The 14,302-nt window shown below is 36.5% G+C and carries 9 protein-coding genes; 3 read left to right on the top strand and 6 right to left on the bottom strand.

Annotation, left to right across the window (positions count from 1 at the left end; genetic code table 11):
- Window positions 1–13: 13 nt before the first annotated feature.
- Window positions 14–3,385, bottom strand: a complete 3,372-nt coding sequence (locus FVQ77_06850; GenBank protein ID MBW8050047.1) for an N-6 DNA methylase — start codon at window positions 3,383–3,385, stop codon at window positions 14–16.
- Window positions 3,386–3,388: 3 nt separating this feature from the next.
- On the bottom strand, window positions 3,389–3,706 hold the full coding sequence (locus FVQ77_06845) for a helix-turn-helix transcriptional regulator (GenBank protein MBW8050046.1): 318 nt from the start codon (window positions 3,704–3,706) through the stop codon (window positions 3,389–3,391).
- 444 nt (window positions 3,707–4,150) lie between these two features.
- On the opposite strand from FVQ77_06845, the gene FVQ77_06840 reads away from it, so the two are divergent.
- The 3 genes from FVQ77_06840 (at window position 4,151) to FVQ77_06830 (ending at window position 8,482) form a co-directional block, all read left to right on the top strand.
- On the top strand, window positions 4,151–7,699 hold the full coding sequence (locus FVQ77_06840; GenBank protein MBW8050045.1) for a pyruvate carboxylase: 3,549 nt from the start codon (window positions 4,151–4,153) through the stop codon (window positions 7,697–7,699).
- 251 nt (window positions 7,700–7,950) lie between these two features.
- Complete coding sequence (locus FVQ77_06835) at window positions 7,951–8,163, top strand: hypothetical protein (protein MBW8050044.1); 213 nt, start codon at window positions 7,951–7,953, stop codon at window positions 8,161–8,163.
- Window positions 8,153–8,482: a hypothetical protein gene (locus tag FVQ77_06830; GenBank protein MBW8050043.1), complete on the top strand. Its 330-nt coding sequence runs from the start codon at window positions 8,153–8,155 to the stop codon at window positions 8,480–8,482. The genes FVQ77_06835 and FVQ77_06830 overlap by 11 nt, the downstream gene beginning before the upstream one ends.
- Here the strand turns inward: FVQ77_06830 and FVQ77_06825 are convergent.
- From FVQ77_06825 to FVQ77_06810, 4 genes are all read right to left on the bottom strand, one after another.
- Complete coding sequence (locus FVQ77_06825; protein ID MBW8050042.1) at window positions 8,469–10,280, bottom strand: leucine-rich repeat domain-containing protein; 1,812 nt, start codon at window positions 10,278–10,280, stop codon at window positions 8,469–8,471. The genes FVQ77_06830 and FVQ77_06825 overlap by 14 nt on opposite strands.
- The gene (locus FVQ77_06820; protein MBW8050041.1) at window positions 10,277–10,801 is read right to left on the bottom strand and encodes an HAD hydrolase family protein; all 525 of its coding nucleotides are present in this window, start codon (window positions 10,799–10,801) and stop codon (window positions 10,277–10,279) included. Before FVQ77_06820 ends, FVQ77_06825 begins: the two co-directional genes overlap by 4 nt.
- A gap of 221 nt (window positions 10,802–11,022) precedes the next feature.
- Complete coding sequence (locus FVQ77_06815; GenBank protein ID MBW8050040.1) at window positions 11,023–12,168, bottom strand: aminotransferase class I/II-fold pyridoxal phosphate-dependent enzyme; 1,146 nt, start codon at window positions 12,166–12,168, stop codon at window positions 11,023–11,025.
- A gap of 427 nt (window positions 12,169–12,595) precedes the next feature.
- Window positions 12,596–14,287: a hypothetical protein gene (locus tag FVQ77_06810; GenBank protein MBW8050039.1), complete on the bottom strand. Its 1,692-nt coding sequence runs from the start codon at window positions 14,285–14,287 to the stop codon at window positions 12,596–12,598.
- Between the last annotated feature and the right edge of the window lie 15 nt (window positions 14,288–14,302).

Here is a 14,302-nt window from a genome sequence, read left to right as displayed (position 1 = left end):
AATTGTTAAAGAATTACTCCAAATAACTTGACAATATGGTGCTTATCTCATTTTCCTTTCCCTTCTTTTGTGCTTTTTCAACTTCTCTAATTATTTGTCTCTGTATTTCTACTGGTGGAATTGGAATTTTTACTGATTTGTAACCTGTTGTATTGAGATTTTTAATACGAATTCCCGATTGATGATATAGGGTTCCGCCCTGATTATAAAATTCATTTAATATTATCCATAAGAATTTAGGCAATAATTCTTTATCGGTTAATGGCCTTATTCTACTCGTAAAGTTACCAAATGAATAGATCTCAGCACCTTTATAATCAAAATATGCAACTCTGCCGATATTTTGCGTTTCACTACCTCCTGACCTTTCAAGGATAATATCACCATATTCTAACTGTCGTGATGTTAATTGTCTTTCTTCAACTTCAATTACAGCCGGTGATTCATAACTTAAATATCCATTCGAAATAAAATCAGTATTTCTAAGTACCTTTATTGTCTGGTAAGGTTCCTGTTTCCCTTTCCATAAACCACTTTGAAACTCACAAACTGTGTCAAGCTGTTTTAATACATATTTACTCTGAAACTCGACTTTATATTCGGCTTTAAAATTAACGGTATTAGCAAATTTAATGTTCGTAAAATTCAAACAGTCTAAAAGGTTTAATTGAGAAATATGCTCACTAATTGTTTGATTTATTTTGATCTTATCAGTTTCGAATGATTTATAAATATATCCATTTACTTTAGAAGGATTAAAGAGATTTTCAGAATCATAGAGTTTTGTATCGCCTTTAAAGTCCATACCTTTATACCCTCTACGGTCACTGAAAGAATAACCCAAAAAGTTTTTTTGCTCAACATTGCTACGCCCGGATTTAATTAGGAGTATTTTTTGTGGTATTACTGTCTTCTCAATTTTTTCATCATCGGTTGATTTTATTTCTAAACGATGTGTAAGCAAAAAATAAAGAAACTTCTCTTTTTCCAATTGTAAAACTTTATCATAGAATAAACTTTCCAATTCTTTATTATGTTCCTCTTTTAACGTTTGAATTAATTGTTTCTGCTGTTCAATTTTCTCCTTGTCTTTTAGTTGTTTTAATTCATTTTCTTCTCTTGATAATGCCTTGTCATACTTTTCCTTTTGGTTTTTAACATTAGTTAGGTTCACAAACCATGTCCTGTAGTTTTTGTAGAATTCAGTCTTTTGTATGTTTTCATTGGGTTGACGAGAAATAAGAGATTTGAAATCCTCAAAGTTCAGTTCAAATAATTCAACATATTCTTTAAATAGTTGTTCGCTTTCGACAAAATCGTTTTTCCGCTCTTTGTTGTTAAGAATAAAGTCCTCTGCAATATATTCGCAATTCTTAACAAAATCATCATCCCTCCGTTTTAGAAATAAAGCAACTGTTATAGCACTTGTGGCACTAAATGTTACACTGCCAAATTCAACTATTGCTTTAATTTCGAAGTATTTCAGGATAATTTCCCTTGCTTTAGCATAAATGCCAGGATTAGATAATATTGTACTTGGCAGGAAAATACCGGCTACACCTCCGGGGCGTAGCAATTGCTTCATGCGTTCTATAAACATTACTTCAATTTCCTTTGCATCATCACTAAGCTCGTCAAGTAACGCATATTTGGGTAAAGCATCCCTTCTCAAATGATTTTTGAAATATCTAATGGCGTAAGGTGGATTGGCTACGAGAACGTCAAAAGTGTCATTTTTAGGAATTCGTTCATGTAATTCCAACCCATCACCAAAAATAATATTGGCTTCTCCGTCTCCGTGCATATAACAGGCAACCTGGCTGGTCCGGGCCAAACGGTAATCTTTTTCAATACCGAAAATAAAATCTGCTGCCCATAATGTATTTTCCCTGTATTCTTTGAGCTGAGGATTATCCGAATCAATGTTCTTTATGATACTTTGAATATCTTCAATGGTTTCCGTTAAAAAATGGCCGCTTCCGCATGCAAAGTCAATTACTTGTGGAAGGATTCGCTTATCTTCGTTTTCAAGTTTTTCAATAATCAATTCCTTGAGCGGTAAAGAAGAAATGATGAATTTAGCTATGGGAGTAGGAGTAAAGAACTGCCCTTCTGTTTGCTTAAATCCGCTTTCTAACAAATTTTCAAAGAGGTCGCCTAAAAACTGAGCTTTGCGGTTGTATTTAAACTTGAATGGCTGAAACAGTTTTACAACTTCTTCCAGCACTGCCGCATTTGCTTCAAATAGTTCTTTATTGTAAACTTCCTTAAAGGCAAATTCATTATTGTGGTAAAATTTCAATTCCCGGTAAATTTGCATTAGATTTTCCTGTGTAGTTTGACGGGGGAAATTCTGAACAAGTTCTTTAATGTCATTCATTGTATAATCTATAACCGTTTCATGAAGGAAATCTTTCATGGCCTTAGAGTAAAGCCTTTGCAAACGTTCTTGTAATGCTTCAGCATCATCAATACCGGTTTTTACCTGAAATCCGGCAATTTCATCAGCTCCTTTAGTTTCGTCAACAATTTTGGCAAGAATCAGTGAAATAATGCGGTTAAAGGCATTTGAACGGTCTGAAATATTATTATGTCGAAGGATTTCCTCAAAAACATTGAATGTTTTTCCGGTATCACCTTTTTCAAACTCTTTTAGTTGTTTTATTCGAATCGGTTTATAACCGGGATTGTATGGCTCAATACCTTCTTCAAAAATACCTGTGGTAGTAGTTATCTTGTCCTTTTTTTTCTTGTCTTTTTTCTTCCAAACCTCAACAAGTTCCTTCACTGTCTTAGCCTGTTCAAAGATTAAGATTTCATTGGGTTTTTCCTGCTGCTCAACTTTTTCAGCAGTAGAATCATCAACTTTTATGATGGTTTGTTGTGTCTCTATTTTATTGTTCCCACTTAGTTCGGAAGCATAAAGGCACAGATAACGTGTGTTTTTATCTTGCTGAAAGTAAGAGAAAAGCTGACCACCGTTAGAACCCATCCGTTTAAGTTCCTTTATATATTCATTGCCAAATGTCTTACATTCAATAATGATCAGACTTTTTCCGTCTTTGCCTTTTACTGAAATATCAGCTTTACCGCTCTTTCCAGATCGTCCTAATTTCCATTTCTTTTCAAGATGTAAGTCCTCAGGTTCATAGCCTTTCTCCAGAAGCCTGTTGATACACTCTAAAACAACAAGGTTTTCGGCATGAAAAAGGTTAGAAGTTGTTTCATCTCCTCTTTTTATTTTGTCTCCATAGCTTATTTTCTTTTTGCCAAAATCAACTACTATCGTATAGTCGTCCTGACCATATTTTTTGGAGTATAGATTATCCTCTTTTATTTCAAAACCGAGGGTTGTAATCAGATTAAGTATTTGATTTTCATTCATTGTTTACCTGATGTGTTTATTTTGTTTTTTTTTGGTTTTATAAGCTATTTTTTTTTCTGCTACCTTTAAAACTTTATCGGCAAGTTTCTCATTCTGTAGATCATAGGTGACTTTGTCGCTGAGCCAAGCAATTAGTAAGTCATCTTCTTTAAATCCATAAAATTTTACAATTCTTAATACTTGTTCTCTGTTTGGTTTTCGTTCTCCTGTTTCAAATTTGCTGATGATAGTTTGGTCAATGTCTGTTCCTGCAGCCACCTGTCGAAGGTACAGTCCTCTTTTTACCCTTTCTGCTCTAATGATTTCACCGAAGGTCTTCATTTGACATAATTATTATTGACAAATTTTGGCAAATGTACATATATTATTTCTCTTTCGAGAGTAATTTTATTAAAAAGTTTTCAACATTTTTTTCAGGATGAAAAAGGCAAGCTCTTACAAATTTTGCTTTACCTTTAAAAATCAATAATCTCAAAGCAAAATTTGAATGTGCTTGGCGTGCAGTAGCAGAAAAAGACACCTGTTTTTTATTCAATTTACTTTGACAAATTATCTATTTTGCTGTATTTAGCCTCGCTATTTTGTATGTTACTGTACAACTATGATAAAGATGGCAGGACCGGATCGTCTTGTTAAGCTTGCTTATTTAAGTATAATTTTTTGTTTGATATACAAATATAGCCCTACTTTTTTAATTTTAAAAATTTTTACTACCTGTTTTAAAAAAAAATACATAATTTTATAGCTGCTTAAATTATGTACAGGATGAAAATCAAAAAAATATTGGTTGCAAACAGGGGTGAGATTGCTATTCGGATATTCAGGGCTTGTGTAGAGATCGGCTTAAAGACTGTGGCTATTTATACTTATGAAGACCGCTATTCGCAGCACAGGTATAAAGCGGACGAATCTTACCAGGTTGGCAAAGATAACGAACCTCTGAAACCCTACCTTGATATTGACGAGATCATCAACATTGCCAGGGAAAAAAATGTGGATGCAATTCATCCGGGCTATGGATTTTTATCGGAGAACAGCCGGTTTGCCAGCAAGTGTGAAGAAAACGGGATAATCTTCATCGGGCCAAGGCCTGAAGTAATCTCAGCATTAGGCGACAAGATCTCTGCCCGCAAGATCGCAAAACAAAACAACATCCCGGTCATAGAAGGTAATGCCGGAGATTTAAAGGATGCCGCTGCTGCCTTGAAAGAAGCCCAAAGAATCGGTTTCCCCGTAATGCTCAAAGCCACTGCAGGCGGTGGAGGAAGGGGAATGCGTGTGGTCAGGAACAAGGAAGAAATGGAGAACGCATTTTATGAAGCACAACGTGAGGCGCTTAACGCATTCGGAGACGGCACACTGCTCATTGAAAAATTTATAGAAAATCCCAAGCATATTGAAGTCCAGATTGTCGGGGACAATTATGGAAATATTGTTCACCTGTTTGAAAGAGATTGCTCTGTACAAAGGAGGTTTCAGAAAGTAACAGAGTTTGCCCCATCCTTTGGCCTGGAACAAAATATTAAGGACGAATTGTATGAGTATGCCCTGAAAATTGCCCGGGCTGTTAATTATAATAATGCGGGTACGGTAGAATTTCTTGTAAATAAAGGAAATAGAGGAAATAAGGGAATAGGGGAAGAATGGAGTAGCAGCCGGCAGTCAGCAGTCAGTAGTCAGCAGTCGGCAGTTGGCAAGGAACAATCAGCTTCTAATATTTATTTTATAGAAGTAAACCCCAGGATACAGGTTGAGCATACTGTAACTGAAATGGTGACGGGTATTGACCTGATCAAAACACAGATATTTATTGCCGGGGGATACAAACTACAGGACAAACAGATCAAAATACCAAACCAGGGATCTGTCACCACCAATGGCTACGCTATTCAATGCAGGATCACTACGGAAGACCCTGAAAATGACTTTAAACCCGACTATGGAACCATCATAACTTACAGAAGCGCTGCGGGCTTTGGCATCAGGCTAGATGTTGGCAGCATCTACCAGGGCGTAAAGATCAGCCCGTTTTTTGATTCATTGCTGGTAAAAGTATCAGCACACTCAAGGACTTTGGATGGCGCCTGCAGAAGAATGAACAGGGCTTTGCAGGAGTTCAGGATCAGGGGGGTTAAGCTTAATATCCAGTTCCTGGAAAATATTGTTAATCATAAGATATTCCGTGAAGGAAAGGCAACCGTTAATTTCATCAATGAAAATAAGGAACTTTTTAAATGGGATAAACGGCTTGACAGGGCAACGAAGATCGTGAAATATCTCGGAGATATAATCGTAAACAACAACCCTGATGTTAAATATATTGATAAGAATAAACAGTTTCATGCTCCCGAAGTTCCACCCTACAAACATTACCAGCAATACCCAAAAGGGACAAAAGACCTTTTAACCAAATTAGGAGCGGATAAATTTTCAAAATGGCTGAAGGATGAGAAAAAGATCCATTATACGGATACAACTTTCAGAGACGCACACCAATCTCTTTTGGCAACCCGCATGCGCACTTATGATATGCTGAAGGTAGCAGAAAGCTTTGCCAAAAATCATCCGCAAACATTTAGCTTAGAAGTATGGGGCGGAGCAACCTTTGATGTGTGCTTAAGGTTTTTATATGAAAATCCCTGGAAGCGTTTGGCTGACCTTCGCAAAGCCATTCCCAACATACTTTTACAAATGCTGATAAGGGGCTCAAACGGGGTGGGATATTCTGCCTATCCCGACAACCTCATTGAAAGCTTTGTTGAAAAATCGTGGGAAACGGGTGTTGATATTTTCAGAATATTTGATTCTATGAACTGGATGGAAAATATTGCACCTTGTATCCGGTACGTCAGGAAACGAACCGGGGGCATAGCCGAAGGGGCAATATGTTATACAGGCGATATTCTTGATGTTAATAAAACAAAATATTCTTTAAAGTATTACCTGCAGGTAGCAAAAGAGATGGAGGATGCCGGGGCACATATTCTGGCGATCAAGGATATGAGTGGTTTGTTAAAACCTTATGCTGCTACTGAACTGGTAACGGCTTTAAAAGAAACGGTGAAGATCCCGATACACTTGCATACACACGATACTTCTTCCCTCCAGGCTGCCACTTATCTTAAAGCCATTGAAGCAGGAGTGGATGTGGTTGATGTGGCATTGGGAGGCTTATCTGGCTTAACCTCACAGCCCAATTTTAATTCTATAGTTGAAATGATGCAATTCCATAAAAGGGAAAATAAATTTGACATCACATCATTGAATAAATTCTCCAATTACTGGGAAACCGTGCGGGAGTATTACTATCCTTTTGAATCGGGATTAAAAGCAAGTACGGCAGAAGTCTTCATTCACGAAATACCCGGTGGCCAATATTCTAATTTAAAGCCGCAAGCAACTGCACTTGGCCTGGGCGATAAATTTGGACGCATAAAAGAAGCTTATGCAGAGGTGAATGAGTTGTTTGGAAACGTGATCAAAGTAACCCCCAGTTCCAAAGTGGTGGGTGACATGGCGCTTTATATGGTTTCCAATGGCCTCACCAAAGAAGATATCCTGCAAAAAGGTGAAAGCATTTCATTCCCGGAATCGGTGCAATCGTTTTTCATGGGAGATATCGGACAGCCTGTCAATGGATTTCCAAAAAAACTACAGAAGTTAGTGCTGAAGGACAAAAAGCCCTATAAAAACCGCCCCAATGCCCACCTTCAGCCGGTTGACATTAAAAAGGAATTTGCCGAATTTTTGAAAAAGTTCCAGCCGGATTTTGACCGGGAGCTTGTATTTACTGATTTCCTCTCCCATAAATTATACCCGAAAGTATATGAAGCATCATTGAAGAAGCACATGGAATTTGGTGATATTTCAAAGATACCCACCACCAATTTCTTTTTCGGGATGCAGCCAAATGAAGAGACCATCATTGAAATAGCCGAGGGTAAAGCCATTGTTGTAAAGCTGCTTTCTGTCGGGCCTCCCAATGAAGAAGGAAACCGCACCGTCTTCTTTAAGGTAAACGGACAGACAAGAAACATTGAAGTTCATGACCGGTCTCTTGAAGTTGAAAAGGTTGAAAATCTGAAAATTGAACCGGGTGATCCAAGGCAGATCGGAACTCCGCTTCAGGGTATGCTGTCTAAAATATTTGTAAAAAATGGTCAGAAAGTGAAAAAGAATGAACCGTTGTTCATCATTGAAGCGATGAAAATGGAAACAATCATCACTGCCCCCGGCAGCATTAAAATCAAAGCTGTGAACTTAAAAGAAGGCGCCATGGTAAATGCGGATGACCTGGTGGTTAGTTTGGAGTGAAAGTATCTCAACCAACAAAACTTTTTAAATTTTTTTTTACCGTTTAAGTGTCGTATATTTGCATAAACCTTATAAATAAAGGTTCAACGGAAGATATAAATATACTTAAAGACCCGAATATGTTGGAGCGATTAAATGACATTAACAAACTCGCAGAAGAAGATAAAAAGTATGTGCTGTTTAATCTTGATGCTGTTCTTAGAGATGCTAAAGCCAGACAGACGTACGCTTAATTTAAAGTACAATCTAAAATGAAACAACTTACTTTACATATTCCGGATAACAAATTTCCTTTCTTTATGGAACTTGTTAAGAGTTTTAATTTTGTTAAGGTTCAGCAAGAGGATGAACCTACTAAAGAAGAAATTCTTGCAAGTATTGAACAGGGATTAAAAGAGGTTAAGCTAATGCAACAAGGAAAAATTAAAAAAAACTCTCTTGACCAACTTTTAGATGAGCTTTAATATTATTTACTCTCCTGAATTTAGCAAACAACTCAAAAAACTTGCTAAAAAATACCATTCTTTAAAAGAAGATGTCAAGGAGTTTAAAAAACAACTCTTAAAAAATCCAACATCAGGAATCCATTTGGGAAATAATGTTTATAAAAATCGCTTAGCTATTGCCAGTAAAGGAAAAGGTAAAAGTGGCGGTGCAAGAGTGATTATTTTTGTTGTTACGATTGATAAAGAAATTTACTTGCTTACTATTTACGATAAAGGAGAGAAAGACAGCATTTCTAAAAAAGAAATTCAGAAACTGCTAAAATTTAATAATAAGTGATCGCACATCTCGGATGCTTCTTCTTAAAACGCTGCACCTCCTCTTTGGAAATTTTGGTATAAAAGCACTTTAGCATTTCAATAAACTCAAGTTTTTGGATAGCATCAAGGCTGCTCACAGAAGTTTTTGATATATCCAACTCTTTGAGAAAAGTAAAATTTTTTAAAAAGCCAATATCATCAATGGTGTTTCCTGAAATATAAAGCCAGGCAATATACCGGTGCTTGCTTATCGGGTCAAGGGTTGTTATCTTTGTATAGCTGCAATTGAGCAAGGCAAGCTTGCGGAGCCCCTTTAATGGCTCGAGGGATGAAATTTCAGTATTAAAACAATCCAGCTCTATCAGGTTGGTCAAATTCTTTACAGGTTCAAGCGATTTGATGTCTATTTTACCAAAACGCAGCTCTACTAATTTAGTCAGCTTTCGTACCGGTTCAATATTGCTTATATCTGTATTGAGTGAAAAGTCAACTCTTTCCAGGCTGTCAAGATATCTGAGCGGCTCAATATCTTCCAGCTCATTGTCAGAGCAGTCAAGCTCTATCAAATTCACCAGGTTTTTTAAAGGCGCCAGGGAGGAGATATCCTGCCCGCTGCATTCAAGCTTTTGAAGATTGACAAGGTTCTTAATCAGTTCCAGGCTGGTGAGCTTATTCTTGTTTATTTTGAGCCATACCAGATTTTCAAGTTCAGCAACAGGCTCAAGGGAACTAACAGATGTGCCTGAACATTTCAATATTCGAAGCTGTTTTAAGTTGCGAATTGGCTCCAGGGTAGTAATGTCCTCACCGGAGCAAGTCAATTCCCTCAAAGAATAAACATGATTTAGCTCTTTAACGCCGGGGAATTCCGGAAATGTCAATTTTTCTGAAAATACTTTTTTCCACGGATCATCCATAGATACCCACCACGAAACAATTTCGGGCAACGGCTTGAGCCGCGGTTCATCACCTGTCTTACTGATCGCATAAACTTTGAAGTTTTGGGGTATTTGTTCCTTAATATCCAGCTTAATGAAGAAAGTTAAATGGTAAGACTTTCTATTTGTTACAGTATCATATCTCACTGAATCAAATGCTATTGTATCATATATTGTAGATGTAAGCATATCGGATCTTTTTTCTTTTGCAAGTGTGTCTGTCGCGGAAGTATCGATTCGCATTGTATCTTCAACAAGACGGGAAGAAATGCCTGAACCGCCCACCTGCCATGTTTGGGCTTTGCCTTTGGCGGGCAGGTAGGGAGGAACGAGCGTATCAGAGGCCCTACTGAATGTATGCCTTCCAGTATCTAAAATCACATCAGTAATCTCAATCCTTTTTATAACATTTGCAACGATCATGTAGGTATTTCGTTTTTTATTTTTTTTAATTGGTCCTATCCTGACCTTTTTCCTATCCAGCATAATTTTAAACCCATTCGGATACAAAACAGGCAGGTCCTTAAAATATTGATATATGGTAAGATATTCTTCAGCAGAGTCTCTCCTCGCCTGACTAAAACCGGGCAATTTATCACCTATTGAGGTACTATCTTTGCCAACAGTTGTGTCTTCGGGAAGGTCATTGAAAACAAAAATATCCTTCGCTTCAAAATCTTTCCTAAACTTTTTCAAAGTTGGTTTCCTTTCTTCGTTGCTCATAGCGGTATCGCCCAATGCATTTAAAGCATTTTCATAATTCTGTAGTATCTTTATCACTTCACTTTTAGCAATTTCATCAGCTTTCTGGGCGAAAGATGAAACGTATACGATCAAGCATATAAGCGATAATGGTGTTCCTATATATCGGCAGTTCATGGTTTTTTTAATTCGTGATCTAACATCCATTTCCCCTGCATTTTCATCACCTTCTCGATCACATCACGTACGGCTCCTTTCCCGCCTGGAAAAGATGAAATGTAATGGCAGATAGTTTTTATGTCATCAGCAGCGTCAGCAGGACAAGTAGCCAGGCCAACTCTTTTTAGAATTGCATAATCAGGAAGGTCATCACCCATATACAGGACGGTATCTTCTGTTATATTTTTTGTTTCCAGGTAATTTTCAAAAACTTTGATCTTATCTTCAATTCCCATAAAAATATCTTTAATAGCAAGAAATTCCAGCCGTTCCCGAACGCCAATCCGGGTTCCCGTTGAAATTATGGCTACGTTGTAACCTAACTTTACAGCAAGCTGCACTGCATAGCCGTCTTTGATATTAAATGTTCTGGCCTGCTCCCCGCTATCAAGCGCCAATACAGTGCCATCGCTAAGCACACCGTCCACATCAAATATGAAAGTGGTTATTTTTTTGAGCGAGGCGTGTTTTATATTCATGTGTTAAGATGGTTATATGGTTATATGGCTTTATGGCAACTAAATTGCCAGCAATTAAGCAGCGAGTTTAAACCCATGAGATTAGAGACGCCCAAATTGGGCGTCTCTAATCTCATCACAAACCATTTAACCATATAGCCATATAACCATTTGTTGATTAATAACGAAAGAATCTATTTATTACAAATTAATGTTGCAAAACTAAATTGTTGCTACACTAATTAGATATTACACAATTTCTCTGCCGCTCTTTTAAGCGTTTCTTCTTCTTTAGCAAAACAAAATCTCAAAACCTGATTGTCTGTTTTGTCATTATAAAAAACAGATATGGGAATGGAAGCAACGCCAATTTGCTTTGTCAAAGTTTCTGCAAAAACAGTATCTTGTTCATCGTTTATATTTTTATAGGAGGCCAATTGAAAATAGGTGCCCTTGCATGGTAAAAGCTCAAATCCAGAACCGGCTAATAAATTACAAAACTTGTCTCTTTTCTGTTGATAAAAATCCGGAAGGGCAAAATAATGATCTGTGTCTTCCATAAAATCTGCCAATGCATATTGAACAGGCGTGTTTGAAGTAAACGTTACAAACTGGTGTATTTTTCTGAATTCTTTGGTCAAATATTCAGGCGCTACGCAATAACCCATTTTCCAGCCTGTACTATGGTATGTTTTGCCAAATGAAAAAACAACGAAGCTTCTTTCTTTCAGGATAGGGTTGATCATCATACTCTGGTGTTTAAGCTGGTCAAATATGATATGCTCATACACCTCATCGCTCAAGATCAATATATTGGTGCCGGCAACAATAGCGCTGAGCCTGTTAATATCTTCATCCGATAACACAGCCCCTGTAGGATTCTGTGGTGTATTGATGACCATTAAGACCGTCTTGTCACTGATGGCTTTTTCAACCTCATCCCATTCAATATGATAGTCAGGAGCATGTAATTGGACAAAAACAGGTTTGCCGCCATTAAGTTCAATAGAAGGCACATAGCAATCGTAAGCCGGCTCAAAAATGATCACTTCATCATTTTGTTTCACTACAGCAGTGATCACATCGTAAATTGCTTCGGTAGCACCTGATGTAATTGTAATTTCTGTTTCAGGATGATAGCTTACACCGTAAAGCTGTTCTATTTTTTCACTTATCCGCTCTCTTAATGCAATCACCCCTTGCATGGGAGCATATTGGTTATACCCCTTTTTCATATAATGATTTACAAGCCCGATAAGTTTATCCGGACAGTTAAAGTCAGGAAACCCCTGTGAAAGATTGATTGCCTTATGATCATTTGCAAGTTTTGACATGATGGCAAAAATGGTAGTGCCTACATGGGGGAGTTTGCTATATATTGTCTTCATTTGTTTATGTATTTACTTGCTCGGATAGTCAATATAAATTGTGTTGATTTTCCATATTCAAATCCTGGAAACCCGAATGCGTTCTCTGTTTTTTTAGTTATTAACAATTAAATATATTAATTTTTTTATATATACATACTATTTATTATTATTATACAATGTGGATATGTGGAAAACTTTTTTATTTTTTTCTTGTATTTTTAAAATGTTTATAAAAAAGCACTTATTAATATTTTATCCACAAATTATTAACTTGTAAATAACTGAAAATCAATTAGTTAAATATTTATTGACAACTTTCCCTTTTTTTGTTAACACCAATGTATTTAGAATAATGTTGGTAAGCTTTTGATAATTAGTGTTAAAACTTTACATTATCCACACAAAATCACTGTACTAAAATCAGGTAGATTTACTAACAATTTTATCAAGGTTTTATAAACACATTATCAATATATTCAAAATTGATATCCAGTATTTCCCAATTCGCTCTCAGCATTATTGTTTCATCATAAAAGATTACAGGTTCGGGCAGGGCTCTGTTTTCATAATTGCCCTTATCCCATTTTCCGTTATTATTATCATCTATTAAAACCCTGATTTGGTATGATCCGGGTTTTATGTAAGAAAATTGAAATGACGGTTTATTTTGAATTGTATCTATCACTTTGAATTTTTGATCAAGAAGCTGGATGGTATAATGCGTTTCATCCGTTTTGAAATTTCCGCTTATCAATCCGTAATTGGTTTCTTTTTTAATTTTGTAATTCAACTCCTGGTATTGATTGGTATCGTTTTGGATGCTTAAGAAAGTGTGTTTTTTTATTATCAGTTTAATACTGTCCTGTGCGTTTAACCTCTTTTTCAAATACAATACGGTTTTATAATTATTCCATTCCAGGTCAGCGGGATATGTTAATTGGATTTTATTGGCTGAATCTTCAAGTATTTCAATTGCGTCTGTCTTAAAGTCTTTTACCGGCTTATTAAACGTAATGGTTGCTACTAAATCAGGGTTTATTTTTGAATTTTCTTTTGGTAAAACTTTCATAATTAATTTTTTTATTGTGTCCGTCTGAGGTGCATTAAACAATATTTTTTTTTCTATGGCCAATGTATTTTCTGAGGAATCGGTTGCGGTAATCTTTATGCTTACACTGTCGGTAAAATTTAAGGTATTGTAAATATTTAGAAATTTACCATCTTCTGACAGATCATGTATCAAGGCTGGTTTTATGCCCGGTTCCTTTAATGCCAGTTTAAGTGTTTTTATCCCCTCGTTAAATTCAATTTTATAGTTCCCGTTTTCTGAATGCTTACGGACAAAGATCGGAGGCTCATCGTCTAACTGAAAGATTTGGATATCTTGTTTAAATTGATGTGAAGTATCGAAAGACCCAGATAAAGCCGAGTCAGCTATTTCGTTTATTAAGTACCCAACTTTTTCTATTCTCTGATCATAGATCAGGTTGCTGTTTTTATCTGAGAGGGCGTACATTTCATAACTCATTTTTTTAAGATTCTCAAGTTTATAGACGCCTTCTTCATTTGTCTTGGTGAAATAAAGCGGTTTGCCTGTTTTGATATGTGTCGTATCTTTTGCGTCATACAATGCAACGATCACGTCATTTACCGGTATATTGGTCATAAGATCGGTCACTTTTCCCTCTATGGATGCGGAATCTATATAAGAACCGGTGCTAAAGGCAAGTGTCAGGTTGTTTGACAGGTTTGCTTCAGTGATGTCTTTTATCCCCCCTCTGAAATAGAAAGTATAGGTTGTATTGCTGTCAAATGGCTCTTTGAATTCTAACAGCAGCTTGTTTTTCTTTATGCTGATCTTATACTCATTTTCGGTATAGGGTGTGATGATGAGCTGCTGTTTTAGATCATTTTGCTTTATCCATTCATCAAATACCAATTCGATGCTATTATTGTGAAAATTGATGCTTTTATCAGGCGGAATGCTGGAGATCAAAGCGGGAGCTTCCGTGTCCATTTCACCTCCGGTTGGGGGTGTTATGTTGGCACAGGAGCAAGTGATCCAGTAGAAAACAGGTAACAGGCAGCACTTAATTAAGATTGTACAATTAATAAGTTGAAATATTCTTCTGATCATTTTTGGCTAGGATAT

It is taken from the genome of Cytophagales bacterium, from assembly GCA_019456305.1.
In the GTDB taxonomy this organism is placed as follows: domain Bacteria; phylum Bacteroidota; class Bacteroidia; order Cytophagales; family VRUD01; genus VRUD01.
This window is presented reverse-complemented; position numbering and strand designations above follow the sequence as displayed.